Origin of the sequence: Marinobacter sp. es.048 (assembly GCF_900188435.1) — a bacterium.
Taxonomy (GTDB): domain Bacteria; phylum Pseudomonadota; class Gammaproteobacteria; order Pseudomonadales; family Oleiphilaceae; genus Marinobacter.
In genome coordinates this window covers 689,538-714,694 of sequence record NZ_FYFA01000001.1, presented here as the reverse complement: position 1 = coordinate 714,694, position 25,157 = coordinate 689,538, and the positions used below count along the sequence as shown (strand labels likewise).

General features: G+C 59.3%; 22 protein-coding genes. 12 read left to right on the top strand and 10 right to left on the bottom strand.

The window, feature by feature from the left end:
- Nucleotides 1-3: 3 nt before the first annotated feature.
- Nucleotides 4-1,068, bottom strand: a complete 1,065-nt coding sequence (locus tag CFT65_RS03285) for a hypothetical protein (RefSeq protein WP_088826596.1) — start codon at nucleotides 1,066-1,068, stop codon at nucleotides 4-6.
- Between the two features lie 295 nt (nucleotides 1,069-1,363).
- On the opposite strand from CFT65_RS03285, the gene CFT65_RS03280 reads away from it, so the two are divergent.
- Nucleotides 1,364-1,636: an HU family DNA-binding protein gene (locus tag CFT65_RS03280; RefSeq protein WP_088826595.1), complete on the top strand. Its 273-nt coding sequence runs from the start codon at nucleotides 1,364-1,366 to the stop codon at nucleotides 1,634-1,636.
- A 42-nt stretch (nucleotides 1,637-1,678) separates the two neighbouring features.
- On the opposite strand, the gene CFT65_RS03275 is transcribed toward CFT65_RS03280, so the two are convergent.
- The 8 genes from CFT65_RS03275 to gshB form a co-directional block, all read right to left on the bottom strand.
- Entirely contained in the window at nucleotides 1,679-2,683 is a 1,005-nt protein-coding gene (locus CFT65_RS03275) for a putative solute-binding protein (protein ID WP_088828140.1), read from the bottom strand.
- A gap of 246 nt (nucleotides 2,684-2,929) precedes the next feature.
- Complete coding sequence (locus CFT65_RS03270; protein ID WP_088826594.1) at nucleotides 2,930-4,234, bottom strand: dihydroorotase; 1,305 nt, start codon at nucleotides 4,232-4,234, stop codon at nucleotides 2,930-2,932.
- A complete protein-coding gene (locus CFT65_RS03265) occupies nucleotides 4,231-5,244 on the bottom strand; it encodes an aspartate carbamoyltransferase catalytic subunit (RefSeq protein WP_088826593.1) in 1,014 nt (337 codons plus the stop codon). Before CFT65_RS03265 ends, CFT65_RS03270 begins: the two co-directional genes overlap by 4 nt.
- A gap of 27 nt (nucleotides 5,245-5,271) precedes the next feature.
- Nucleotides 5,272-5,781 (bottom strand): bifunctional pyr operon transcriptional regulator/uracil phosphoribosyltransferase PyrR, encoded by a 510-nt coding sequence (pyrR, locus tag CFT65_RS03260; RefSeq protein ID WP_088826592.1) that lies wholly within the window; start codon nucleotides 5,779-5,781, stop codon nucleotides 5,272-5,274.
- 7 nt (nucleotides 5,782-5,788) lie between these two features.
- Complete coding sequence (gene ruvX / locus CFT65_RS03255; RefSeq protein ID WP_088826591.1) at nucleotides 5,789-6,211, bottom strand: Holliday junction resolvase RuvX; 423 nt, start codon at nucleotides 6,209-6,211, stop codon at nucleotides 5,789-5,791.
- Nucleotides 6,204-6,770: a YqgE/AlgH family protein gene (locus tag CFT65_RS03250; RefSeq protein WP_172408413.1), complete on the bottom strand. Its 567-nt coding sequence runs from the start codon at nucleotides 6,768-6,770 to the stop codon at nucleotides 6,204-6,206. Before CFT65_RS03250 ends, ruvX begins: the two co-directional genes overlap by 8 nt.
- Entirely contained in the window at nucleotides 6,767-7,633 is an 867-nt protein-coding gene (locus CFT65_RS03245; RefSeq protein WP_088826589.1) for an energy transducer TonB, read from the bottom strand. The genes CFT65_RS03250 and CFT65_RS03245 overlap by 4 nt, the downstream gene beginning before the upstream one ends.
- Nucleotides 7,634-7,681: 48 nt before the next feature.
- Nucleotides 7,682-8,635 (bottom strand): glutathione synthase, encoded by a 954-nt coding sequence (gshB, locus tag CFT65_RS03240; RefSeq protein ID WP_088826588.1) that lies wholly within the window; start codon nucleotides 8,633-8,635, stop codon nucleotides 7,682-7,684.
- Between the two features lie 297 nt (nucleotides 8,636-8,932).
- On the opposite strand from gshB, the gene pilG reads away from it, so the two are divergent.
- The 11 genes from pilG to znuB all read left to right on the top strand — a co-directional run bounded on the left by pilG (nucleotide 8,933) and on the right by znuB (nucleotide 24,676).
- Nucleotides 8,933-9,325, top strand: a complete 393-nt coding sequence (gene pilG, locus CFT65_RS03235) for a twitching motility response regulator PilG (RefSeq protein ID WP_007154228.1) — start codon at nucleotides 8,933-8,935, stop codon at nucleotides 9,323-9,325.
- 32 nt (nucleotides 9,326-9,357) lie between these two features.
- On the top strand, nucleotides 9,358-9,720 hold the full coding sequence (gene pilH / locus CFT65_RS03230; protein ID WP_008939836.1) for a twitching motility response regulator PilH: 363 nt from the start codon (nucleotides 9,358-9,360) through the stop codon (nucleotides 9,718-9,720).
- A 20-nt stretch (nucleotides 9,721-9,740) separates the two neighbouring features.
- Nucleotides 9,741-10,286 carry a chemotaxis protein CheW gene (locus tag CFT65_RS03225; RefSeq protein ID WP_088826587.1) on the top strand — a complete coding sequence of 182 codons (546 nt, stop codon included), beginning with the start codon at nucleotides 9,741-9,743 and terminating at the stop codon, nucleotides 10,284-10,286.
- Nucleotides 10,287-10,377: 91 nt separating this feature from the next.
- Nucleotides 10,378-12,453 carry a methyl-accepting chemotaxis protein gene (locus CFT65_RS03220; RefSeq protein ID WP_172408412.1) on the top strand — a complete coding sequence of 692 codons (2,076 nt, stop codon included), beginning with the start codon at nucleotides 10,378-10,380 and terminating at the stop codon, nucleotides 12,451-12,453.
- Between the two features lie 27 nt (nucleotides 12,454-12,480).
- Nucleotides 12,481-13,380, top strand: a complete 900-nt coding sequence (locus tag CFT65_RS03215) for a CheR family methyltransferase (RefSeq protein WP_088826585.1) — start codon at nucleotides 12,481-12,483, stop codon at nucleotides 13,378-13,380.
- Between the two features lie 11 nt (nucleotides 13,381-13,391).
- Nucleotides 13,392-20,990, top strand: coding sequence for an Hpt domain-containing protein (locus CFT65_RS03210; RefSeq protein ID WP_088826584.1), 7,599 nt, complete (start codon nucleotides 13,392-13,394; stop codon nucleotides 20,988-20,990).
- Nucleotides 20,990-22,042 carry a chemotaxis protein CheB gene (locus tag CFT65_RS03205; RefSeq protein ID WP_088826583.1) on the top strand — a complete coding sequence of 351 codons (1,053 nt, stop codon included), beginning with the start codon at nucleotides 20,990-20,992 and terminating at the stop codon, nucleotides 22,040-22,042. The genes CFT65_RS03210 and CFT65_RS03205 overlap by 1 nt, the downstream gene beginning before the upstream one ends.
- Nucleotides 22,043-22,053: 11 nt before the next feature.
- A complete protein-coding gene (locus CFT65_RS03200) occupies nucleotides 22,054-22,515 on the top strand; it encodes a chemotaxis protein CheW (protein WP_088826582.1) in 462 nt (153 codons plus the stop codon).
- Nucleotides 22,516-22,595: 80 nt separating this feature from the next.
- Nucleotides 22,596-23,087 carry a Fur family transcriptional regulator gene (locus CFT65_RS03195; protein ID WP_088826581.1) on the top strand — a complete coding sequence of 164 codons (492 nt, stop codon included), beginning with the start codon at nucleotides 22,596-22,598 and terminating at the stop codon, nucleotides 23,085-23,087.
- Nucleotides 23,080-23,877, top strand: coding sequence for a zinc ABC transporter ATP-binding protein ZnuC (znuC, locus tag CFT65_RS03190; RefSeq protein WP_088826580.1), 798 nt, complete (start codon nucleotides 23,080-23,082; stop codon nucleotides 23,875-23,877). The genes CFT65_RS03195 and znuC overlap by 8 nt, the downstream gene beginning before the upstream one ends.
- Complete coding sequence (gene znuB / locus CFT65_RS03185) at nucleotides 23,864-24,676, top strand: zinc ABC transporter permease subunit ZnuB (RefSeq protein ID WP_088826579.1); 813 nt, start codon at nucleotides 23,864-23,866, stop codon at nucleotides 24,674-24,676. Before znuC ends, znuB begins: the two co-directional genes overlap by 14 nt.
- Nucleotides 24,677-24,901: 225 nt before the next feature.
- Here the strand turns inward: znuB and CFT65_RS03180 are convergent, their stop codons facing one another.
- Nucleotides 24,902-25,150: a CDGSH iron-sulfur domain-containing protein gene (locus CFT65_RS03180; protein ID WP_088826578.1), complete on the bottom strand. Its 249-nt coding sequence runs from the start codon at nucleotides 25,148-25,150 to the stop codon at nucleotides 24,902-24,904.
- Nucleotides 25,151-25,157 lie beyond the last annotated feature (7 nt).

Genomic DNA, 25,157 nt, shown 5'->3' with positions numbered 1-25,157 from the left:
TGGTTACAGCAGATCGTCCAGATCCATGGTTTCGACCTCTTCCTGCCGGTCATCCCAGAAGGTGCCAAGCTGACCCATGGGCGTACGGTGCCCGGTATTTTCAACCCACAGACGATCAGACACCGCGACAATCATGTCGGTTGCCATGGCGTCCACGAATCGCCAGTCCTCGTTGGCCGGAGTATTCTCGACAGATTCAGCGTGCTCCCGAATTACGTCCCGCACCATCGACTCATCCCCCTTGTTCAGGGCCGCGATGGCATGGAATACGTGAGGCAAGCGGACACCTGCAGCATCACCCTGCTCGCCGGCAACGGCCAGCCGCTCAAACGCATCCTCGCCCTCTGGCTGGGCGCCCGGGATCATCGCCCAGACCGTTGCTCTCAGTGCCATAGGCGCACCCCACCATTTTTCATTATCGAGGCAGCTCGTGGCCCGGGCCGCAATGGAACCAACGTTGGCCGGCACCCCAATGGACGAAGTGGACTGAATCTGGGCGTTCAGGGCCTGAAGACCGGACAGCAGGCCAGCCATGTAAATAAACTCGTCCATGTCGTCATCAAAATCCGGGCACTCGCCGTCGGCAGGATTGCCGTAATGAGCATTGTGGTGCTGCCAGGCCGTGTAATAACGCCGCGCGGCAAGGGTATGGGCCCGCTTCTGGCGAATCATGGCATCTTCGGCAGCGTTCCCGTTCATGGCGTGCATGGCGGCAAGGGCGGCCAACTCATGCTCCCTGGCTTCTTCCTCGGCGCAGCCGCCGGCAGAGAGGTAGAGCATCACCGCCAGCTGGTCCGGCTCATTGGTCACTCGGCCGAAGGACATCAGCAATGGCGCGGTCGCCTCGCTCATGGCGCAACCCATGGCCAGATCATTGCTCTCCATCAGAAAGGGCACCGTGTGATTTCGGGAAAAGCCCTGCATCACATCCCCGGTGGTCTTGTAAATCATGTGATTGACCACACCACAGCCGCTCAGGACAACACTGGCCGTGGAAGCCGCCACGAGGTTACGTAAACGGCGCACCGAAAAAAGCGCCTTGCGGGAGGGATTCCGGAAATGGCTCATACCTTCTTCACCTTTTGCGTTTTTTGTTCTGATGCAGTTCTGCTGCGCTCGCACGGTCCAGACTCAGTCGGACGAACCCGTTTGTTACAGACTGTAACCAGGCACGCATTATGGCGTACGAGGTCCTGTTTTTATGCGACCGATGCCGCAAATGACGTCAAATTACACACACTTCCGCCGCCCACGGGTTTGCACAATGGGCCAGGAGCCACTATAGATTGGAGCAACCGTGAGTCGTTGTGATTCCGGCCAGGACCAGACTGAACAAACACAAATACAATAAAAGGAATATCCGATGCGCAAACCTGAACTCGCCGCGGCCATTGCCGACCGCACAGGCCTGACCAGAGACAAGGCCAGCGAAGTGATTACCGCGTTTACCGACCAGGTGTCGGCCGCCGCCTCAAGAGGCGAAGATGTCACCCTGATCGGCTTTGGTACCTTCAACATCCGCAGCCGCGAGGCGCGGGACGGACGCAACCCGCAAACCGGCGAGACCATTCGGATCCCTGCCAGTAAGACTGTGGGCTTCAAGGCCGGCAAGGCTCTGAAAGACGATATACGCTAGTCAGGTACAGGCCCGCAGACGCGGGCCTGCTTCACTCCGGCCTCAGGTTCCAGCCACAGAAGCGCACTCGGAGCGAGTCGCATCTACCCGGCACCGGATCGCCTTCATTAACTTGATGGCCCGCTCATCGTAAACACCGTCCTCCAGTAACGACAGGCGCACTTTGCGCAGCATCTTGTCGTATTCGGCAGTGTCTTCCCGGGGCAATTGCATCCAGACCTCTTGCGGGATCTCGGCTTCCGCCTGGGCGATGATTTCGTAGGCCTCATCAATGCGCTTGATGGCCTGGTCGCGCACCATCTGGCCCGCCGAATCCGGGAACCGGTCCCGGTGGATGATCACCTGGAAATTCATATACCCAAGGGCATATTTGACCACTGCCCCATTGGGCTGAACGCCCTTGTAAAGTTCCAGCGGGGTGTAGGCGACGGCCGGCGCGTAGGCCAGATCCACGCTGCCATTATTGAACTTGCCGGCAAAGTTGGCGGAATTGGATCCCACCACGGATGCGCCCACATGGCGAACCATCCGCACGGAGGCCTGATCGTAATCCAGGGTGGCAATCCGTTTGCCCTGCAGCTTCTCGACCGAATCGATAGCGCGGTCACGGGTGTGCAGGTAAATGGCACCCCCCGGGAACACACCGGCCACCTCGTAGGGGCCATCAATCAGGAACGGCCGGGCCTTGGGCTGGCTCAGGGTGTTGTACAGCAGCCGCATTTCCTCTTCGCCCGGGACCGCGCCCATGGCTTCAAGGCTGCCGGTGAACGTGTTGAATTCCCGGGCCCGGGTGCCGGTAAGCAGAACGGCGTCGCACTGCCCTGCCTTGAAGTCCTCGGCGGCAACCTTCTCATCGGTGTAGGCGCGAAGATCCAGCTTGATACCGTTTTTCAAGGCAACCGGCTGGAAGGTCTTGGTGATGGCAAACAGGGGGCCATTGGCACCAACCGGATCAAAAACGCAAAAACTGCGTTCCAGAGGCTCGTTCTGTGCCTGTGCCTGACCCATCGAGGGAAAGGCCAGGCTTGCACAGAGGGCAGCCGCCATGGCTACCCGCTGGGGGAGGTTTGCTGATTTCACGGGATGACTCCTGATTATTATTGTCGGGCGCCGGTCTCTAAGAATGTACCGGCCAGGCCACGCTTTCCTTGGTCGACCATAGGACGACGGCTACAAGAATACGTTGGCACAGGTGCCTGCCATCAAGGGGTTTTCAGCAAAAGGGGGGGGATTCTGTGATGGTGTCGACAGAGGTTCCGCAACCTCTGCCGCACTTTCGGAAAGTGAGCAGGATCAGACCGCTGGCCGGGGCCAGGCCTTTCGGCCTTCACTCAGGGTGAGTCGGATAACGCCCGGCAGTTCGCGGTCGGTCACCGGCGCATGGCGACCGGCCGAAACCAGTGTTTTCGAATCCGGCGTCCAGAAGGCATCGGGATCAAACAGGCAGATATCGGCCGTTTCGCCTTCTGCCAGACGGGCCGTCCGGCCAAGCACGGAGGCCGGACCGCTGGTCAGTGCCCGGATCAGTTCAGGCAGCGCAAGTTCGTTCATTTCTACCAGCTCCAGACCCAGCGACAGCAAACTTTCGATGCTGGACAGGCCCGGCTCGGTGGCTGCCATGGGCGCCTGCTTGGCGGCGGTATCGTGGGGCTGATGCTGGCTGACGATGGCATCAATTACACCGTCCCGGACACCGGCAATCAGGGCCTTGCGATCGCTCTCGCCGCGCAGTGGTGGCCGGACATGGAAGCGGCTGTCGAAGCCGGCCAGGGCATCCTCGGTGAACACCAGCTGGTGCATGGCCACGTCGGCGGTTACCGCAATACCCCGGCGGCGTGCATCGGCCAGCATTTCAACACTGCGACCGCAGGAGAGCTGGCTCAAGTGCAAACGTACCCCGGTTTCCTCCGCGAGCAACAACATTTCCATTACGGCAGCGGTTTCCGCCACTTCCGGAATACCGAGCAGGCCCAACCGTGAGGTCACCAGACCATCGTGGGCGTAGCCGTCGGCGGCCAGGGCCTGGTTCTCGGGGCTGAACATCACTGTCAAACCAAAGGTCTGGGCGTAGGCCATGCAACGGCGCAAAATGCGAGCATTGCGCACGCCGCGGGAGCCATTACCGACTGCGACACAGCCAGCTGAAGCCAGGCCGGCCATGTCGCTGAGCAGATCGCCCTCAAGACCCCGGGTAATCGCACCAATGGGCAAAACCTGGATGGGCGAACGGCTGGCAGCACCGTCACGGATCAGATGGGTGACCGCACTGGAATCGTTTACCGGCGAGGTCTCCGGCGAGGCACACACCGTGGTGAAACCGCCATGGGCCGCCGCCAGCGTCTCGGAGGCGATGTTACCTTTCTGGCCATTGCCCGGCTCACGGAGGTTACAGCACAGATCCACAAACCCCGGCGTGATCACGCCGTTTTCTGCGTTGATAGTCTCGTCGGCCGTTTCCCGGGCAGCGGCCTCTCCCATAGCGGCAATCCGGCCATTCCGAATCAGCAGTGCGGTATTTTCCTGCTCTGCACCCTGACCATCGAACAGTCGGCCTCCGGTGATCTTCAGACTGCTTCCCGACGTGTTCACACTGCTCATGCCTGGCCCCTCTCACTCAATTTCTGCTGCCGTTCGGAAACCTGACCACCCATGGCCATGGACATAACCGCCATCCGGATGGCAATGCCGTTGGTCACCTGGTTCAGAATTACCGATTGCGGGCCGTCGGCCACTGCGGATTCGATTTCAACGCCCCGGTTGATGGGCCCCGGGTGCATAACGATGCATTCCGGGTGAGCCAGCGCCAGCTTCTGCTGGTTCAGGCCGTATAGCCGATAGAATTCCCGCTCGCTCGGCAGCAATGCCCCTTCCATCCGTTCTTTCTGAAGACGCAGCATAATCACCACATCCAGATCCTTCATCCCGCGGGCCATATCGTACTCGATGGTGCATCCCAGGCTTTCCACGTCTTTGGGAAGCAGGGTGCCCGGGGCAATGATGCGCACTTCTTCGGCACCCAGTTCATTCAGGGCCCGAATCTGGGAGCGGGCCACCCGTGAGTGCAGCACGTCACCAACAATGGCGACTTTCAGCCCCTCGAACTGTCCTTTGTGCTGGCGTATGGTAAGCATATCCAGCATGGCCTGGGTCGGGTGCGCATGACGGCCATCACCGGCGTTGATAATCGCCACCCCCGGAGTCACGCTCTCAGCAATAAAGTGCGGCGCACCACTCTGTGAATGTCGGACCACGAACATGTCGCTGGCCATGGCTTCCAGGTTCAGCAAGGTGTCAGACAGGGATTCGCCCTTGGAGGTGGCCGAGGTGCTGATATCCAGGTTGAGCACATCGGCAGACAGGCGCTTGGCCGCCAGTTCAAAGGTGCTGCGGGTGCGGGTGCTGGACTCGAAAAACAGGTTCACCACGGTCCTGCCCCGGAGCAGGGGCACTTTCTTGATCGTGCGCTCGCCCACTTCGATAAAGGAGTCCGCGGTATCCAGAATGTCGGTCAGCAAGGCGCGATCGAGACCGTCGAGGGTGAGAAAATGCCGCAACTGACCATCCCGGGTCAGCTGCAAGTGGTGCGGGGAAGAGTCGTTCGCGGTCATGGGTCGCCTGTTATCTGATTCGGAGGATTATTGTCCGGCTTCCTGAAGCTCAATACGGAGCGGGTCTGGGCCACGCAGCTTGACGCGCTGATGGGATTCCAGCGCCATTGTCCTGCCAGCCACATCCGGCTGGATGGGCAATTCCCGAGCGCCGAGGTCAATCAGGGTGGCCAGTATGATACTGGCTGGGCGGCCATAATCGAAGATCTCGTTCATCGCGGCCCGAATGGTCCGGCCGCTCATGATGACATCGTCAATCAGGATGATGTCCCGGCCTTCGGTATCGAAGGGCAGACTGGAGGGTTTGACCCGGGGGTTCAGGCCAATGCGGCTGAAATCATCACGATAGAAGGAGATGTCCAGTTCGCCGAACGGCTCTTCGATACCCAGACGCTTGCTGAGCACATCCGCCAGCCAGACACCACCGGTTCGTATACCGATCAGAACCGGCGACTCCACGCCCCGTTGCTCAAGCGCCTGACGCAGCCCGGATTCCATCTGGTCAAGCAACTGATCAATATCAAGCAATGCTGTCATTCGGTCCTCACTGTTGAAAAAAGGTTTCCAGGATCAGCACCGCAGCCCGGTCATCCACCCCGTGACGGCCAAAGTCACGACTGCCTCCGGCTGCCATCACTTCACCCTTGGCCTCGAAGCTGGTGAGCCGCTCATCCACCATCTCGACCGGCACATGGTAGCGACCATGCAGGCGCTTGCCGAACTTGCGCGCCCGGGCACACATATCATTCTCGGTATCGTCCATGTTGAGCGGCAGACCGACCACGACCAGGTCCGGGCGCCACTCCTTGAGCAGGGATTCAATCTGTTGCCAATCCGGGATACCATCTCGGGCCGGAATCAGCGCCACCGGTTGTCCGGATCCAAGCAATTCCTGACCGACGGCAACGCCAATCCGGCGAGTACCAAAATCAAATGCCATTACGCGACGGCTGGCCGGCTCAGGCATGACCAACCGATTCACTGAGCTGGTTGAGATCAATGCCGATCAGCTTAAGCACCGCCTTGTAGCGCTCCTCCCAGGGAGTACGGAACAGGATGTCGGTGGTGGCCGGGCACGTCAGCCAGGCGTTGCTGCCCAGTTCCTCTTCCAGCTGTCCTTCACTCCAGCCGGAGTAACCGAGGGCCACCAGATATTCATCCGGGCCTTCGCCTCGGCCAATGCCCGCCAATACGTCGCGGGATGTGGTCAGCAAAACATCGTTGGTGACCTTTGCCGTGTTCTGCCAGTCGGTGCCCGAAGGATGCAGCACAAAGCCGCGCTCCGGCTGCACCGGACCACCGCTGAATACCGGCAGATCCAGTTCACCTCCTGGCAGATCCAGTTGTTCCAGAATTTCGCCCAGATGAATGTCCAGCGGGTGATTGATCATCAACCCCAGGGCGCCGTCGTCGGAATGCTCACAGATATAGATGACGCCGCCATGGAAACGCGGATCAGCAAGATAGGGTGATGCCACCAGGAAATGGTGCCGCAAGCTGTGGGGAGAGTGCTTTGATGCTGTCATCCGGATGTCAGCCCCCGACGCTGGAAGGACCAGGTTCGTATGATTTCGAGTTCATCCACCTCTTTCCGCATTTCGTCCGGAAACGGTGCAAAAGGCGAGGCCATCCTGACAATCCGTATTGCCGCATCGTCCAGCACGGTACTGCCGGAAGACTGCAGAATAGCCACCTCTTTAATGGTGCCGTCCTTCTTCAGCGACACCAGCATTCTCAGTGTGCCATAGATTCCGGCATTGCGCGCCTCGGTCGGGTAGTTGATATTGCCCACCCGGGTAACCTTGCTCACCCAGTTCTGAACGTACCAGGCGTTAGTCGACTTGAGTGTGGAGGCAGCGGTAACCCGCATCACCCTGGGTTTACGGGCATAGGCCTGCTGTTGGGCATCGAAGCGGGCCTCCAGGCTGGCAATTTCCAGGCTGCGCTCCATCAGGCTCTTTTTCTCCCGTACCGGCAGAGGCTCCTCTTCCGGCCTAGTGCGCTCCTCTGGCTGCTGAACCTTCTGACTGGACGGACTCTCGGTCTGCACCACCTGTTTTTCCTGGCGCGGCTGCGGCTCGGTCTGGGCCGGCGGCTCGGGTTGAACCTGGGCCACCTCCGGCTGACTGACTTCTGCCGGTTGGGGCGTGGTCATTTCCCGCACCTCCTCTTGGGTGCCGCTGCCCCTCTGACTGGTCTGGGCCAGAAAATCCGCTTTCTCCGGGGCTTCTTCGTCGTCAAACTGGGCCAGGGTGATTTCCATGGTCTGGGCGGACGAACGGGGCGGCTCAGGCGCAAAGGTAATCCCCAGAACCACGATGGCGTGCACCGCCAGCGCCATGAAAAGGGTGAAGGAAAACCGGTCGAAGTCGCTTACCTGAACTGCCATTCCTGATACGGATCCTGTCGTTAAACCTGCCCGGTCGCCATTACCGGATTATGCCTGGCCCAGGCGTTTTGCAATTGCTTCCATTAACAGAGCACCAATATCGATCCCGAAGGCCGCATCGAGTTCCCGGATGCAGGTCGGGCTGGTGACATTGATTTCGGTAAGGTAATCCCCGATTACATCCAGGCCGACAAAAATGAGGCCTTTCTCTTTAATCATTGGCGCAACTCGCTCGCAGATTTCGCGATCCCGGGCAGTCAGTTCCCGACCTTCACCCCGGCCACCGGCGGCAAGATTGCCCCGATTCTCTCCGTGGGACGGTATTCTCGCAAGGGAGTAGGGTACCGGCTCACCGTCGATCAGCAGGATACGCTTGTCGCCATCGCTGATTTCCGGGATGTATTTCTGGGCCATGGCCTGGTGAGCGCCATAGTTGGTGAGGGTTTCGATAATGACCCCCAGATTGAAATCGTTCTCCCTTATACGGAAGATCGAATGGCCGCCCATCCCGTCCACCGGCTTCATGATCACGTCACCGTGTTTGGCATAGAACTCGCGGAACCGGGTAGCCGAACGGCTGACCAGTAGCGGTGGCGTCAGGTCCTCGAACTGTGCAGCGAACAGCTTTTCGTTGCAGTCGCGGAGCGTGGACGCCGGGTTAACCACCAGTGCGCCCTGCTGCTCGGCCGCCTCCAGTATATAGGTGGCCATCAGGAACTCCCGGTCCACCGGCGGATCCTTGCGCATGAGGATGACATCCAGATCGCCCAGCGCCCGGTCCTGGCTCGGTCCAAAGCTGTACCAGTTCTCGGGATCCATGTGAACGGTCAGGTCGCGGGTATGGGCCATGGCCCGGCCGCCATCCAGGTACATGTCCGGCAGCTCCATATACTCGATTTCCCAACCACGGCTCTGCGCAGCCAGCAACATGGCCAGTGAGCTGTCTTTCTTGAAGTGGATATCTTCAATCGGATCCATCACGATCCCGAGTCTGACGGTCATGGGCGTTCCTGAACTCCTGAGGGTTAAAAACACGAACCGGTCTGCAGAGCGGACCGGACATTAAGTGCTATGCTTTGAAACCAGATGGTATTGTACCCGAGCTGCAAATGCATCCGGAGAAATCCTCAGTCGGTTACGTGACGTTGCGGGCAGAAGTACATTTGGTCACAAACTAATACTTTTTATCCGGCCATTGATAATCTATAAATGAGCGGGGTTTATAGAAGAACCTTAAGGTTTGTGTTAAAACCCCCGTTTTAAAATAACGACAGTCGCTGAGCGCAAGGCAGTTGGACAATGGATGACAACTTCGAGAATTTGAAGATCATGGTGATCGACGACAGTAAAACCATACGTCGCACCGCAGAAACCCTTCTGAAAAAGGTCGGCTGTGAGGTCATCACCGCGACTGACGGCTTTGACGCTCTTGCCAAGATTGCCGATTCCCAGCCGAACATCATTTTTGTTGATATCATGATGCCCCGCCTGGACGGCTACCAGACCTGCGCACTTATCAAGAACAATTCCTCCTTCAAAAAGACGCCGGTTATCATGCTCTCCAGCAAGGATGGGCTGTTCGACAAGGCCAAGGGCCGAATCGTCGGCTCGGACCAGTACCTGACCAAACCGTTCAGTAAGGATGAGCTGCTTAACACCATCCGCCAGTATGTTCCACAGGCGGAACAGTAAACCTGCTGACCCCAAGAACCATCGAGGAAACCATGGCCCGCATTCTGATTGTTGACGACTCCCCTACCGAGGTTAAGAAAATTTCCACGATCCTTGAAAAGCACCAGCACGAAGTGCTGACCGCCGACAACGGTGCAGACGGTGTTGCCAAGGCCCGTGCCGAAACCCCGGATCTGGTTCTGATGGATGTGGTTATGCCCGGCCTGAACGGCTTCCAGGCAACCCGCCAATTGACCCGCGCACCGGAAACCGCTTCCATCCCGGTAGTAATCGTAACCACCAAGGATCAGGAAACTGATCGCGTATGGGGCACCCGCCAGGGCGCCAAGGGTTACCTGGTCAAGCCGGTTAACGAAGACGACCTGATCAAAACAATCAACAGTCTGATTGCCTGATCCCCAACCGTGGAGTACGCATGTCCGCCCAGACCGCCCCTTTTGCCGTTCTGACGGATATCGCCGAACGCAGCCGGTCCCTGGCTGCCGGCCTGCCGGAACAACAGGAAGCCGTTGAACTGTGGAACGGCATCGGCTTCGTTCTCGCAGGTGAACGCTACGTTGCCCCCATGGGCGAAGTCACTGAAATCCTCCATGTCCCACGGTTCACCCATATACCGGGGGTTCGCCCGTTTCTGCTTGGCGCCGCCAATGTTCGCGGCCGACTTCTGCCTCTGGTAGATCTCGCCGGCTTTTTCGACATTCCCCGCTCTTCCCGAAGCCAACGGGAGCGACGCGTGCTGGTGGTTGAACAGGGCGATATTTTCAGCGGGCTGGTGGTCGACAGTGTACTGGGCATGCAGTACTTCGCGACTGACAGTTTCAAGGATTCGCCCGAGGGCGTACCTGAAAACGTTCGACCGTTTGTCTCAGGCGGCTACGAACGCAACGAGGAAGTCTGGAAAGTGTTTTCGGCCGTCGACCTGCTCGAGGACGAACGATTTCTGGACGTCGCACAGTGGTAAGGGTGGTGACAATGGCAGGAACATCACCCTGACCGCCTGAAACCCGAAAAAACAAACTTGCCAATTTCTTGAAGAGGCCGGGAGCCAGAAAATGAAGAACAGAGCCGGAAGACTCAGTATGGGACAGGGAGGCAACAAGCTGGTTGCGGGCCTGATCGCCGCGCTGATCGCACTCACCATCCTGCTCGTTGTCGTGCTGTTCATTATCAACAAAGACAGCCAGAACGATCAGGAATACATCGCCAACACCGCCGAGCTGAGGGTGCTCTCTCAGGAGATTGCGAAGAACGCGACTGAGGCTGCCGGCGGTACCGCCGAGGCCTTCAACCAGCTGCGCCGCTCCCGTGACGAATTCCAGCAGCTCTGGACCAACGTAACCGAGGGTAACCCGGAAACCGGTCTTCCGCCGAGTCAACTGGCCGAGCAGAGTGGCGTTCAGGAAAACTGGAATACCGTGCGGGAAAACGCCGACAGCATCCTCTCCACCCAGGATGCGGTGCTCGGTCTGCACGAAGTTGCCCGGACGCTGAACGAAACCATCCCGCAGCTGCAGGTTGAGTACGACGATATCGTACAGATCCTGCTCGACAACGACGCACCCGCCGAACAGATCGCACTGGCCCAGCGTCAGTCACTGCTGGCGGAGCGGATTGTTCGCTCAGTCAATAACGTACTCTCCGGTGATGAAGACGCGGTTATTGCCGCCGACCGTTTCGGTCGCGACGCAAGTCTGTTCGGGCGAGTGCTTGAGGGCCAGCTGAACGGCAACCCGGCCATGGGTATCTCACAGGTAAATGATGAAGACGCCATCTACGGCCTCGAAGCTGTCGATGAACTTTTCCAGTTCGTTTCCCAGAACGTAGACGCGATCCTTGAGGCCTCTCCCGACCTCTTCAAGGTTCGTACTGCTGCCAGCGACATCTTCCAGAATTCCGAGATCCTGCTTTCCGAACTCTCTGTACTGGCCGAGAACTTCCGGAACCAGTCCGGCTCGCGACTGATCAGCCCGACCCTGGCCTTTGCCATCCTGGCCGCCATGGTTGCGATTGTTGTGTTCATCGGTCTTGCCCTGTACCGCGAAGCTCAGGCCCGACTGGCCACTACCCAGGAGCAGAACGAGCAGAACCAGAACGCGATCCTGCGACTGCTGGACGAACTGGCCGATCTGGCCGATGGTGACCTGACCACTGAGGCCACGGTAACCGAGGACTTCACCGGTGCCATCGCCGACTCCATCAACTACGCGATCGACCAGATGCGCGGACTGGTACAGGCGATTCGTGGTACCGCCGTGCGGGTTGCATCGGCGGCCCAGGAAACGCAGGCAACGGCCATGCACCTTGCTGATGCTTCCGAGCACCAGGCCCAGGAAATTGCCGGCGCCTCCGCTGCGGTTAACGAAATGGCTGTGTCAATCGACCAGGTATCCTCGAACGCCGCCGAATCCTCGGCGGTTGCGGAGCGGTCAGTTGCGATCGCGAAGAAAGGCGCGGAAGTGGTACAGAACACCATCCGCGGCATGGATAACATCCGTGAACAGATCCAGGAAACGTCCAAACGGATCAAGCGTCTGGGTGAGTCTTCCCAGGAAATCGGTGACATCGTATCCCTAATCAACGACATCGCTGACCAAACCAACATCCTGTCCCTGAACGCAGCGATCCAGGCCTCCATGGCCGGTGACGCGGGCCGGGGCTTCGCGGTCGTTGCGGACGAAGTTCAGCGACTGGCGGAACGCTCCTCCGCGGCAACCAAGCAGATTGAAGCGCTGGTTAAGACGATCCAGTCGGATACCAACGAAGCGGTTATCTCCATGGAACACACCACCGCCGAGGTGGTCCGTGGTGCCCGTCTGGCCCAGGACGCGGGTATCGCACTCGAGGAAATCGAGAACGTATCCATGTCTCTGGCGGAACTGATCCAGAACATCTCCAACGCCGCACGTCAGCAGTCGTCGTCGGCCGCGCACATTTCCAACACCATGAACGTTATCCAGGAAATCACGTCCCAGACGTCTTCCGGTACCAACGCGACTGCGAAGTCTATCGGTAACCTGGCAGAAATGGCGTCCGAGCTGCGGTCCTCCGTTGCCGGCTTCACCCTGCCGGAAGAAGACGTGGCTGATCACGAAGAAGAGGAAGACAGCGACGTTCCGGTGGTGGGCTGATTTCCGTTCCAGGGCTGTTGACGGTTTATGGCGCAAATGCATAACAACCTGTCACCCGCCGAGGGCATCTGGTCGCTGCGCCGACTCCCGGATATGGACGAGGCGCAGTTCAGCCAGTGGCAAACCCTGCTGGAACACCGAACCGGTATTACCCTGTCGGCTGAGCGCCGTTCGTTTCTGGAAACGAATCTTGGCATCCGGATGCGGGAAATTGGCTGCAGCAGCTATCAGGCTTATTACGAAAAAATCGTATCCGGGCCCGATGCGATCCGGGAATGGTCAACCCTGGTGGACCGGCTCACCGTTCAGGAAACACGGTTCTTCCGTGATCCCGACGCTTTCCGGCTGGTTTCCGACTATGTCCTGACACGGCCAAGGGAACAGCTGAAGAAACGTCCCCTGGAAGCCTGGAGTGTCGGGTGCTCCACCGGTGAAGAGCCTTACACCCTGGCCATGGTGCTGAATGAATGCATGAGCCAGCTGGCGTTGCAGCCGCTGTATGGTGTTACCGGCTCCGATATCAGCAAGCCGGTGATCGAGAAGGCCCGGATCGGCCAGTTCAATCCCCGCAAACTGCTGGGAATGGACGAAGACATGAAAGCCCGGTATTTCCGCCCGGCCGAGCGGAATACCGTAGAAATCGTGAACAGCATCCGTGACAGGGTGTGCTTTACCAGACTGAATGTTCTGGATCTTGATAAGGCACCCATGCACGGGATGAACATTATCTTCTGCCAGAATCTGCTGATTTATTTCCGTCGCTGGCGCCGGCGGGAAATTGTCAAGCGACTTGCAGAGCGGCTGGCGCCCGGGGGGTTGCTGGTTCTGGGCCAGGGAGAGCTGACCGACTGGCAGCCTCCCGGGTTACAGAGAGTCCCCTCGGAACATGTGCTGGCGTGGATCAAGCGCCAGACTGACGAAGAATAACCGGAGTGGTTATGGGCAATCACCATGACAGCATCGCCCTCGACTGGGTTCGGGGAGAGATACAGGACACGCTGACCCAGGGTCAGCATGCACTGGAAGCGTATGTCGAGAATCGTGACGACACCGCGCGCCTGCGCTTCTGCCTGAATTATCTCCATCAGGTTCACGGCACCTTGCAAATGGTCGAGCTCTACGGTGCAGCCCTGCTCACCGAGGAAATGGAGAAGCTCACCCAGGCCGTGCTCAACGAAACCGTTGCCAATACCAACGAAGCCGTTGAGGTCCTGATGCAGGCCATCCTGCAACTGCCCCAATACCTTGAGCATCTGGCCAGCAGCCAGGACGATTTTCCAATGGTGCTACTGCCGCTGCTGAACGACCTGAGGGCCGCCCGTGGCGAATCCCTGCTGTCTGATACCTCGCTGTTCAAACCGGATCTGAGCCCATCCCGAATCACCGTGACCGGAAAGGTCTCCCAGCGCCTGCAGGACCCGACGGTTCTGGGCCATATCCGCAAACTGCGCCAGATGTATCAGTTCGCGCTGGCCGGTGTCATCCGGGAAGCGGATCTCGATGCCCACTTCGAGTACATGCAGAAGGTTATTCAACGGCTGATGCGTTTGTGCCAGAAAACGCCTCGGGGTGAACTCTGGAAAGCGGCCAGTGCATTCGTGGAAACACTGCAGGCACACGTAAACCCGGTGAATGCGGCGGTGAAATCCCTGCTCAGGGAACTGGACAGTGAAATACGCCGACTGACCGACGAACATGCCGATATCCTTCAGCAACCGGTACCAGAAGCGCTGCTCAAACACCTGCTCTACTATGTTGCCCGTGCCCGGGATCTGGATTCCCCAGAGGTCAGTGCCCTGCGGGATGCATACCAGCTTAACCAGGCGCTGCCGTCAGAAGACGATGTTGATGCCGCCCGTACCAGAGTGTCCGGCCCCGGCCGGGATGCCATCCATTCCGTTGTCGGCGCGCTCAATGAAGAGCTTGCGAAACTGAAAGATCAGCTGGATCTGTTTGTTCGCTCAGAGCTCAGACAGAACAGTGAGCTTGAGGACCTGTTGCCGGGCCTGCGTCAGGTGGCCAATACCCTGGCTGTACTGGGTCTGGGCATACCGCGGAAAGTGATCACCGAGCAGGTCGAGTTGGTTGAGAAGCTCAGCGCCCAGGCCGAGCTGGTTGATGATGGCACGCTGATGGACATCGCCGGGGCGCTGCTTTACGTCGAAGCCAGTCTCGCCGGTCTGGACAGTGAAGGTCAGCACGAGTCCTCCGCAGACGAAACCTCCGATGCGCCGATCAACCTTGGCTCCCGGGAACTGGGCGAAGCCAGCGGCGCTCTGCTGCGAGAGTCGCGGAACACCCTGGAACAGGTCAAATCCGCCATCGTCAATTTCATTGCCTCGCAATGGGATACCCGGGAAATCGAGCATGTCCCTGGCCTGCTGCACAGCATTCGAGGTGGCCTCAGCCTGATCCCGCTGGACCGGGTTGCAAGTATGCTGGCCTCGGCAGAGCGCTACATTACCGATGTGCTTCTGGACGGCAAACAGGTTCCTGACTGGAAGCAGCTGGACATCCTGGCCGATGCGGTCACCAGCATTGAATATTACCTCGAGCGCCTTGCCGAAGGGATTGGAGAGAACGATTCGATTCTCAGGGTTGCGGAAGACAGTCTGGCGTCCCTCGGCTTCCCGGTCGGGGCCGAACCCACCTGGACGGAAACCGCCGCGGAGGAAGTCCCGATCGTTGAACCGGTTGAAGAGCAACCTGAAACCAGCGACACGGCCGCCCCTGTAGGAACCAAGAGTTCGGATTCGGAGCTTCTGGATGACGAGATTCTCGACATCTTCGTCGAGGAAGCCGAAGAGGTTCTCGAAACCATCCATGAATTCTATCCCCGGCTGCGTCAGAATCACGATGATCGGGAATCCCTGACCGAGGTTCGTCGCGCCTTCCATACCCTCAAAGGCAGCGGACGACTGGTCGGCGCTACCAGCATTGGTGAGCTGGCCTGGTCGGTGGAAAACCTGCTGAACCGCGTTATCGATCAGACCATTCGTCCCACCGAAGACATGTTTTCCCTGGTGGACGAGGTCAATGCCCGCATTCCTTCACTGATTCGTGAATTCAAGGACGGCCAGACCGCGGGCGACGTCGAGGAGCTCATCACCCGGGCCGAGGCCATGGCAACCACCCGTCGCACTGATGACGATGCCATGACGGAGCCGGAAACTCCTGAGGTCGAAGACACAATCGCCGACGCGGGACACGAAGAGCAGAAAATCGAGGCGCCCATAGATGAAGAAGCCACCGCTGAGGCCGTGCCTGAAGAGTCCTTCGATGACGACGACCTGATTGACGATGAAATACTCGAAATCTTTGTTGAAGAAGCCGGTGAGGTGCTGGACACCATTCGCGAATACCTGCCGATGCTTCTGCGCCAACACGATGACCGCAGCGCCCTGTCGGAAGTCCGTCGTGCCTTCCACACGCTGAAAGGCAGTGGCCGTATGGTCGGCGCGCTGGTTGTGGGTGAGCTGGCCTGGTCCGTGGAAAACATGCTGAACCGCGTCATCGACGGCAGCATTTTCATGAACGACGACATTGCCAGCCTGCTGGAGGACGTCACCGCCAATCTGCCGGCTCTGGTCGAAGATTTTGAAAAGCGCCGCGCTCCGTCGGTCGACACCTCCAACCTGGAAGCCCGCGCCAATGCACTGGCCAACGGCGAGATTCCTGATGCCAGCATGATGCCGACCGCCGAATCGGACGGCTCCGAAGCCGTGACCGAAGGCGAAACGGGCACTGCAGGGGCAGAGACCGAGACGGCTGAAGAAGATGCGGTCGACCCGGTATTGCTGGATATCTTTGAAAGCGAAACCGAGACTCACCTGCAGACGCTGAAAGACTTCCTCTCGGCATCGGGCGACAAAACCACAGTTACCTACACCGATGATCTTTCCCGCGCGCTGCACACGCTCAAGGGCAGCGCCCATACAGCAGGCATCGGGCCGATCGCTGCGGTAATCACCCCACTGGAGCGATTCGTCAAGGAATCCCGGGCCCAGAACAAGCGCGCCAACCGCGACGTTCTTTCGCTGATCGAGTCCGCCTGCGATTTCCTGACCCAGGGACTGGCCCAGATTCGTGAAAACCCCCAGGCCTCGCTGCCGGGCACCGAAGCCTTCCTCGAGAAGCTGGAGCAACTGACGGATGAGACACTCCGCAGCCACAGTGAAGATGCCCCGCGCCAGCACCCACAACAGGCGCCGTCACAGCTGGTTCAGCTGTTCCTGAACGAAGGTCTCGACATTGTTCTGGATGCCGACCGGATCCTCGATCACTGGGCCGACAACCCCGGTAAAATGGAGTCGTTGAACCCGCTACGCTCTGAACTGGAGCAGTTGACCTCCGGTGCCTCCCAAGCCGGGCTCGGCGACGTTGCCGCACTCTCGGGTGCACTGAAAGAAACCTACGACGAAGCCGCCAGATACGATGAGGCGCCGGATGAAGCCTTCTTCGAGACCGTCCGGGCAGCTCACGAACAGCTGATCAACATGATGGATCAGGTGGCCGCCGGACTTGCCACAGAATCCAGCGACGATATGGTTACCGCGCTCGAAAGCCTGAAGCGGGCTCCGACCGGGGAAAGCCAGGAACCGGACGCTTTCGAGCAAGAGTTCACCGGTGACCTTGAGGAAATTGATCTCAGCTTCGAGATTGATGAAACCGAAGTACCGGCAAGCGAAGAGCCAGCAGCCACAGAACAACCGCCGCTTCCGGAAATGTCCGAATCCGATGACGACATGGACGAGGAACTGGCGGAAATCTTCCTGGAAGAAGCCCGCGACCTCATCGACAGTACCGCCGAAGCGCTGCAGAACTGGAGCGAAAACACCGGAAATCTGGATATCCTTCGGTTGCTGCAACGGGATCTGCATACCCTCAAGGGTGGTGCGCGCCTGGCCGACATCCCTGCCGTAGGCGATCTCTCCCACGAGTTGGAAAATCTGTTTGAGGGACTGACCGAACAGCGGCTGTCGATCAACGACGAACTGTCAGACCTGCTGTTCCGCTGCCATGATCGACTCGCGGGCATGGTTGAGAATCTGGAAGCCAAAGAGCCGCCACGTCCTGCGCCGGATCTGATTGGCGAAATCCAGGCTTACATGGACAACGCCACTGGAACACGCCCGGTCACCAACGTTGCCAGCCCGGAAGAAGAATCCGAACCGGAAACCGACCAAGAAGAACAGGCACCGCTCCCGGACGTTGATGAGTCGGTCGATTCCGATGCTGACGCCGCAGGAGGCGATGAGACGGAAGACGGTGTTGCCGATCTCTCTCATCTCGACCCGGAACTGCTAGGTATCTTCCTGGAGGAAGCTTACGATCTGATCAACTCTACCGGCAGCGCCCTGCACACCTGGACCGAAGACTCTTCGAACCTGAGCATTGCGGCGGAACTGCAACGGGATGTCCACACCCTCAAGGGTGGCGCCCGGATGGCAGGCGTCGAGCCCATTGGCGACCTGACCCACGTGCTGGAAGATCTGTTTGAAAAGGTTGCGGAAGGTCAGCTGGAAGCCAGCGACTCCATGAACGACCTGCTGTTTGCCTGCCATGACCGGTTGGCGCAGATGGTCGAGCAGGTAGCCACCCAGAAGCCATGCCCGCCGGCCGATGAGCTGGTCGCCCGCGTCCAATCCGTCCTTCGGGGCGAAGCGACGCCGTCCGATGACCATGAGGAAGAGCCGGAACAACCGGCAGCGGCCGAGAGAGCCGAGGCTTCGGCCCCGGAAGCGTCAGAAGCCCCCAGTCTGAGCGAGACCCTTACTCAGGCCAGTGATGACGACCTGATCGGCATCTTCCTGGACGAAGGTCTGGAAATCTACGACGCCATCAGTGAGTGTCTGGACCAGTGGCGAGACGAGCCGGAGGAACTGACCGGACTGACCCAGCTGCAGCAGGAACTGCACACCCTCAAGGGCGGTGCGCGGCTTTCTGACGTTGATCCGATAGCCAACCTGGCAGAAGCCTGGTCAGACGCCCTGGACCCTCTGATTTCCGGGTCCAATAATCAGAAGACTCTGCTCAGCCTCAGCGACCGGGCACTGATCAGCCTCAAGGCCATGCTCAACAACCTGGAAGAAGGCAACAAGCTCGAACCGGATACCGGGCTTATTGAAGACTTTCAGGCAGCCCACGAAGTCGCCACCGAGGAATCCGCTGCTCCCCGTGAAGACTCCGAACAGGAAGCAATCGATCCGGAAGTACTGGAGATCTTCCTGGAGGAAGCCGGCGAGATCATGGATCAACTGGAGCAGCTGCTGGATGACTGGCGCAAGGAGCCGGCAAACCACAACTTCAACCAGGAAGTCCAGCGAGCATTGCACACCCTCAAAGGCGGTGCACGTCTCTCCCAGCTGACCCAACTTGGCGACAAGGCCCACGCCTTTGAAACCCGGTTGATTGATCTGGGCGGAAATGCCCCGGATGAAACACAGTGGCAAGCTATTACCGAAGATCACGACGCCATCATTGCCCTGGTTTCCGATATCCGTAAAGGCTATGAGTCCGGCTCGGGCGTGCCGGAACCGACAAAGGCCGAACAGCCAGCGCCAGTCCCTGCTTCGTCGGAACCGAAGAAGCCAGAAGGATCGGCACCGCCTGCCAAAGCGGAAAAACCGGTGGTACCGGCACCCAAGCCCGGAAAATCGCCGGCCAAGGCCCGCAAACAAGCGGCCGAAGCCCAGCGCGCCGCCCAGGAAACCATCCGGGTATCCGCGCCGCTGCTGGATGAGCTGGTCAACCTGGCTGGCGAAACCAGTATTACCCGTGGCCGGCTGGAGCAGCAGACCAGTGATTTTGGCCACACCCTGGATGAAATGGCCGCCACCATCGAGCGTCTGCGTGAGCAGCTGCGCCGGATGGAGATCGAGACCGAAGCCCAGATCCTGTTCAGCGCTGAAAAAGAGCACGGCCCTGACTATGGCGACGACTTCGATCCCCTGGAGATGGACCGCTATTCCTCGATCCAGCAGCTGTCCCGGGCTCTGACCGAATCCTCCTCTGACCTTGCAGACCTGCGGGAAACCCTGTCTGACCGGGTAAGGGACACCGAAACCCTGCTGGTACAGCAGTCACGGATCAACACGGAACTCCAGGAAGGTCTGATGAAGACCCGGATGATTCCGTTCGCCTCGATGGTGCCGCGCCTGCGCCGGATCGTCCGCCAGATCAGTGGCGAGCTGGGCAAGAAAGTGGACTTCGATGTGCGCAACCCCGAAGGCGAGATGGATCGGAACATCCTCGAGCGCATGATCGCGCCCCTGGAACACATGCTCCGGAACGCCCTGGACCACGGCATCGAAAATCCGACAGACCGCAAGAAGGCCGGCAAGCCGGATACCGGCGAGGTGACCCTGTCACTGACCCGGGAAGGCGGCGACGTTGTCCTCCGTATGATTGACGATGGCGCCGGTATTCCCTCTTCGGTGATTCGCGACAAGGCGATCCGTCAGGGCATGTTGCGGGAAGATGAAGAACTGTCCGAGCGGGAAATTCTGCAGTTCATCCTGCAGCCGGGCTTCTCGACGGCACAGGCTGTAACCCAGATTTCCGGCCGCGGCGTGGGCATGGACGTGGTTGCCAGCGAGATCAAGCAGCTCGGCGGCAGCCTGGATATCGATTCTGCCGTGGGCCGCGGGACTACCTTCACCGTGCGCCTGCCATTCACGGTTTCCGTGAACCGGGCTCTGATGGTTTCTACCGGCGAGGACTTCTACGCGATCCCGCTGAACACCATCGAGGGTATTGTTCGGGTCAGTACCTACGAGCTTGAGGAATACTACAAGCCGGATGCCCCGCTGTACGAATACGCCGGCCAGGAATACCGGCTCCAGTACCTGGGCAGCCTGCTGAACAGTGACCATCATCCGAAACTGCAGGGCCAGGCCCTGCCGCTACCGGTGATTCTGGTGCGCGGCGCCGAGCAGCCCATGGCCCTGCAGGTAGACAACCTGATGGGCAGTCGGGAGATTGTTGTTAAATCCCTCGGTCCGCAGTTCAGTACGGTCCGGGGTGTTTCCGGTGCCACCATTCTGGGTGACGGTAACGTGGTCGTCATTCTCGACCTGCCGGCGATGATCCGTTCCGACATCCTGTCCGAGCGTCAGCGCCTGGCCAATCTCGAGAAGGCTCGCGAATCGGCCCGCTACGAGGAACAGGCTACCGTAGTCATGGTAGTGGACGACTCGGTAACGGTACGGAAAGTCACCTCACGACTGCTGGAACGAAATGGCATGGAAGTCATCACCGCCAAAGACGGCCTGGATGCGGTCGCACAGCTTCAGGACCACAAACCGGACATTATCCTGCTGGATATCGAGATGCCGCGGATGGATGGTTTCGAAGTTGCCAGCTTTGTTCGCCACGACGATAACCTGCGGGAAACTCCGATCTGCATGATCACTTCCCGGACCGGCGAAAAACACCGCGAACGTGCGCTGGCCATTGGTGTCAACGAGTACCTCGGCAAGCCGTTCCAGGAAACCGAGCTGCTTGAGACCATTGAGCGGCTGACCGGAAGACAGTGATGACCGGCCAGTGTGGCCGGCCAAAGGTCGGGATCGTCTCGGACGTGGTCCTGCAGCGTCATCGGCTGCAGGCCGCCACGTCCAAGTTCGGTCTCGAGGTGGGTTTTTCCGGGGATCCGGACCGGTTGATGGGCTATCCGGAGTTTCCCGATGCCAGCTTATGGCTGGTAACCCTCGAGGACGAGGCTGATCACCCGTTACTGTTCGATCACCTTCTTGAAAACACCGAAGCACCGGTATTGTTCGGGCTGGACGAAGCACCCAAGCCCGGGAGCACCGAGTACTTTCGCTGGGAAAGACGGCTGCTGGGCAAGCTCGAGCAACAACTGGGGCATCTGGAAGAGCTGGATTCCGAGGCCACGCTGGCAGAGCTGGAGCAGGACACGACAGCGGCGACAGCATCACCGGACCTGCCACAATGGATTCCACCGGCTGTTCCCGGATCGGTGGCCGAGGAAGTCTGGATCCTTGGCGCCTCATTGGGTGGTCCGGCGGCGGTAAAAACGTTCCTGGATCACCTGCCTCCGAACCTGCCCGTGGGCTTTATCTATGCCCAGCACATTGATGGCAACTTCACCGAGGTTCTGACCCGGGTACTGGGACGCCACGCCCACTATCAGCTCAAGCGGGCAGAAGAGGGTTGCCAGGTTCAGAATGGTGATGTTGTGCTGATGCCGGTAGAGCACGAATGGAAGTTGAGCGAACAGGGCGCTCTGACGGAAACCAGCAATGCCTGGCCAGGTCCCTATGGCCCCTCTATTGATCAGGTTTTGCTGAATGTCGCCGATCATTACGGCCAGCGCTGCCATGCTATTCTTTTTTCCGGCATGGGCAATGATGGCGCTATTGCGGCGCCTTTGCTGAGAGCTTACGGTAGCCGGATCTGGGTTCAGGAGAGCACAAGCTGCGGCAACAGCTCCATGCCCGAATCCGTGGCCGCCACAGGTTGCGCCGGTTTTTGTGGCACCCCGGAACAACTGGCCCGGGAACTGGTAAAAACCATTGAAGAATCCTGCCTGCTCAAGAGTCGGCAGAAACGGGACTCCGCCTGAGGTAACAAGCAATGAATGACAACAGCCAATCCCTCTCCTGCGTCATGATTCCCATGAGCGGACGGCAACTGTTGCTGCCAAACGTCTCGATTGCGGAAGTAGTCGACTACGCCAGCTCTGACGCGGGCGCCAACACACCGGAATGGCTGGTTGGCTATCTGGACTGGCGGGGCCTTCAGCTCCCGGTAATTTCCTACGATGCGGCCAACGGCGGCGCCCTCACCGTTCCCGGTGACAATCGTGGCCGTATCGTTGTGCTCAACACCATCGGAGACCGCCACAAGGAAATCCCGTTTATGGCCCTGGTTACCCAGGGTATTCCCAGCCAGGCCCGCCTGACCGAGGAACAGGTCAGGAAACTCGACGGCGAGCCGGGGCCGGCGGACCTCATGCTGGTTGAGGTAGAGGGCGAGAACGCCTGGATTCCGAACCTGGAATATCTGGAATCCCTGGTTCTGAAATCCCGACACTGACCGGTTTTCTGTTCTACTGCCGGGCATGGCAGACAGCTCTGTAAATGTTATAATGTTTCAAATTTTGCAGGATCTCCACCATGTCCGCCCGAGCCATTCCCTACCGGCCCCACAACCACGACGCCTGTGTCAGCCAGGCTCTGACTGACGCCCGAGCCATTTGCCAGCGTCAGAATGCCCGGCTCACCCCGATCCGGGAGCGGGTGCTGGAACTGATCTGGCAGTCCCATAAGCCCCTGGGCGCCTACGATGTTCTCGCGGAACTGTCCTCGGATGGTCATAACGCAGCCCCGCCGACGGTTTACCGCGCACTGGATTTCCTTCAGCAGCATGGGCTGGTGCACCGCATCGCGTCACTCAACGCCTTTATCGGCTGTACCCACGCGGGTGAAAGCCACACCGGTATGTTTCTGATCTGTCGCCTTTGCGGCAATGTTCTTGAGTTAACCGCGCCGGCAGTCTCGACGGAAGTCCGCAAAGCGGCTTCCGAGGAAGGCTTCCGGGCCGAGAACACCACGCTTGAGATTGCCGGGCTTTGCCCCCGTTGCCAGGCGGAGCCGAGCCATGACTGATCCTCTGGTCAGCCTGGAGAATCTCACTGTCCGGTTTGACGAACGTCCCGTGGTTGACCGTGTCAACCTGAAGATTCGCCGGGGCGACATCATCACGATCATCGGCCCCAACGGGGCGGGCAAAACCACGCTGATCAAGGCAGTTCTGGGCATTCAGAAGGTATCAGCGGGCCAGGTGTCTGTGAAAAAGAACCTGGTGATCGGCTATGTCCCGCAGCATCTGACCCTTGAGGGCACGCTGCCCCTGAGCGTCAAGCGGTTCATGCTGCTCAGCGGCCGGTCGCTCAGTGAATGTGAGGCCGCTCTCTCCCGCACCGGCGTCGGCCACCTGCTGCACGCCTCCGTGCACCACCTGTCCGGCGGTGAAAAGCAGCGGCTGTTGCTGGCCCGGGCCCTGGCCCGCAAACCGGATCTTCTGGTACTGGATGAGCCGGCCCAGGGTGTCGATATCAATGGCCAGGCGTCGCTGTATGACCTGATTCGCCAACTGCGGGACGACCTTAATTGCGGCGTAATCATGATCTCCCACGACCTGCACCTGGTCATGGCAGCAACCGACAAGGTTATCTGCCTGAACCAGCATGTCTGCTGCAGCGGATACCCTGCAGACATCTCCCACGACCCGGCCTTCATCGAGACGTTCGGGCGCCCTGTAGCAGAGTCTCTCGCGGTCTATCATCACCACCATAACCACAGTCATGACCTGCACGGGGATGTGGTTGAAAGCGGGTCCCATGGCGCCCCATCCGGGCATGGCGGACACACGGAGTGTGATCATGCCCATCATTGATGCCGTCCTGGACGATTTCTTCTGGCGTGCCCTGATTGGCGGACTCGGCGTGGCCCTCGTGGCAGGACCACTGGGCTGCTTCGTGGTCTGGCGACGCATGGCCTATTTTGGCGATACCCTGGCACACTCGGCGCTGCTGGGCATTGCCCTGAGCTTTTTGATCAGCGTGCCGCTGAACGTTGGTGTGATCATTACCTGCGTGGTCCTGGCCATGGCACTGGTGCTGCTATCCCGAACGAGGACCCTGGCAACCGATACCCTGCTCGGGATTCTGGCCCACAGCGCCCTGGCCATCGGCCTGGTAACGCTGAGTTTCATGCCGGATGTCCGCGTGGACCTGACCGGCCTGCTGTTCGGGGATCTTCTTGCCATGAGCCGTGAAGACCTGCTGTGGATCTACGGGGGCGCGGCACTGATCCTGCTCCTCCTGGCAGTGCTCTGGCGCGGATTGCTGATGAGCACGATTCACGAGGAGCTTGCCCGGGTAGAAGGTGTGGCTGTGGAGCGTCTGCGGATGGTTCTGATGCTGATGTTTTCCCTGGTCATCGCCGTGGCCATGAAAATTGTCGGTGTCCTGCTGATTACCGCATTGCTCATCATTCCTGCTGCGACGGCCAGAAGACTGGCCCACAACCCGGAAATGATGGTGGCCATGGCGGTTGCCTTCGGATTTGTCGCGGTGACCGGTGGCCTGAGTCTGTCCTGGCACCTGGACACGCCCGCCGGCCCGTCCGTTGTAGTGACCGCTTTCGCCGTTTTCCTGCTGGTCTACGGCGCAGCCGGCAAGGTCCGGACCTGAGTATTTCCCTCTCTTCCAGAGCTGGACTAGAGTATAGGAGTGCAGTCGGTCTGATCCAGACGCAAAGGACGCCCGGAGTGAAAGCTCCATTGAGCGGAACGCTCTTCCCCTGCTCCACCGGGACCAGGAAAAAGAGATTCCCGTCGTGCTCAGGGTCCGGGCGCTGAAAGACCCGGTTCACGGCCTTTCAGGCTTCAGGATAAGTACACTGCGACGTTTGGCGGTCTAGTCGAGGGTCTTATGGGTGCCGTCGCATAAGGGGGCGTTGCCCGTCTGCTTGCACCCGCAGAACCAGACCCACTCTTTCTTTTCCGCCTCGTATTTAACCGGAGTTATACCGGTTCCCTTATGGGAGCCATCACAGAATGGCTGGCTGCCACTGCGGCCACAGGCACACCAGAAGTAGTTCTTTCCTGCCTCCACCAATTCAGAGAAAGGCGTCTTGCTGGCGACCACCGGCTTGTCATCCGACATAATCTGT

Coding starts and splice junctions, on each gene's coding strand:
- CFT65_RS03285 (WP_088826596.1), bottom strand. CDS start 1,068: ATGAGCCATTTCCGGAATCCCTCCCGCAAGGCGCTTTTTTCGGTGCGC.
- CFT65_RS03280 (WP_088826595.1), top strand. CDS start 1,364: ATGCGCAAACCTGAACTCGCCGCGGCCATTGCCGACCGCACAGGCCTG.
- CFT65_RS03275 (WP_088828140.1), bottom strand. CDS start 2,683: ATGGCGGCTGCCCTCTGTGCAAGCCTGGCCTTTCCCTCGATGGGTCAG.
- CFT65_RS03270 (WP_088826594.1), bottom strand. CDS start 4,234: ATGAGCAGTGTGAACACGTCGGGAAGCAGTCTGAAGATCACCGGAGGC.
- CFT65_RS03265 (WP_088826593.1), bottom strand. CDS start 5,244: ATGACCGCGAACGACTCTTCCCCGCACCACTTGCAGCTGACCCGGGAT.
- pyrR (WP_088826592.1), bottom strand. CDS start 5,781: ATGACAGCATTGCTTGATATTGATCAGTTGCTTGACCAGATGGAATCC.
- ruvX (WP_088826591.1), bottom strand. CDS start 6,211: ATGCCTGAGCCGGCCAGCCGTCGCGTAATGGCATTTGATTTTGGTACT.
- CFT65_RS03250 (WP_172408413.1), bottom strand. CDS start 6,770: ATGACAGCATCAAAGCACTCTCCCCACAGCTTGCGGCACCATTTCCTG.
- CFT65_RS03245 (WP_088826589.1), bottom strand. CDS start 7,633: ATGGCAGTTCAGGTAAGCGACTTCGACCGGTTTTCCTTCACCCTTTTC.
- gshB (WP_088826588.1), bottom strand. CDS start 8,635: ATGACCGTCAGACTCGGGATCGTGATGGATCCGATTGAAGATATCCAC.
- pilG (WP_007154228.1), top strand. CDS start 8,933: ATGGATGACAACTTCGAGAATTTGAAGATCATGGTGATCGACGACAGT.
- pilH (WP_008939836.1), top strand. CDS start 9,358: ATGGCCCGCATTCTGATTGTTGACGACTCCCCTACCGAGGTTAAGAAA.
- CFT65_RS03225 (WP_088826587.1), top strand. CDS start 9,741: ATGTCCGCCCAGACCGCCCCTTTTGCCGTTCTGACGGATATCGCCGAA.
- CFT65_RS03220 (WP_172408412.1), top strand. CDS start 10,378: ATGAAGAACAGAGCCGGAAGACTCAGTATGGGACAGGGAGGCAACAAG.
- CFT65_RS03215 (WP_088826585.1), top strand. CDS start 12,481: ATGGCGCAAATGCATAACAACCTGTCACCCGCCGAGGGCATCTGGTCG.
- CFT65_RS03210 (WP_088826584.1), top strand. CDS start 13,392: ATGGGCAATCACCATGACAGCATCGCCCTCGACTGGGTTCGGGGAGAG.
- CFT65_RS03205 (WP_088826583.1), top strand. CDS start 20,990: ATGACCGGCCAGTGTGGCCGGCCAAAGGTCGGGATCGTCTCGGACGTG.
- CFT65_RS03200 (WP_088826582.1), top strand. CDS start 22,054: ATGAATGACAACAGCCAATCCCTCTCCTGCGTCATGATTCCCATGAGC.
- CFT65_RS03195 (WP_088826581.1), top strand. CDS start 22,596: ATGTCCGCCCGAGCCATTCCCTACCGGCCCCACAACCACGACGCCTGT.
- znuC (WP_088826580.1), top strand. CDS start 23,080: ATGACTGATCCTCTGGTCAGCCTGGAGAATCTCACTGTCCGGTTTGAC.
- znuB (WP_088826579.1), top strand. CDS start 23,864: ATGCCCATCATTGATGCCGTCCTGGACGATTTCTTCTGGCGTGCCCTG.
- CFT65_RS03180 (WP_088826578.1), bottom strand. CDS start 25,150: ATGTCGGATGACAAGCCGGTGGTCGCCAGCAAGACGCCTTTCTCTGAA.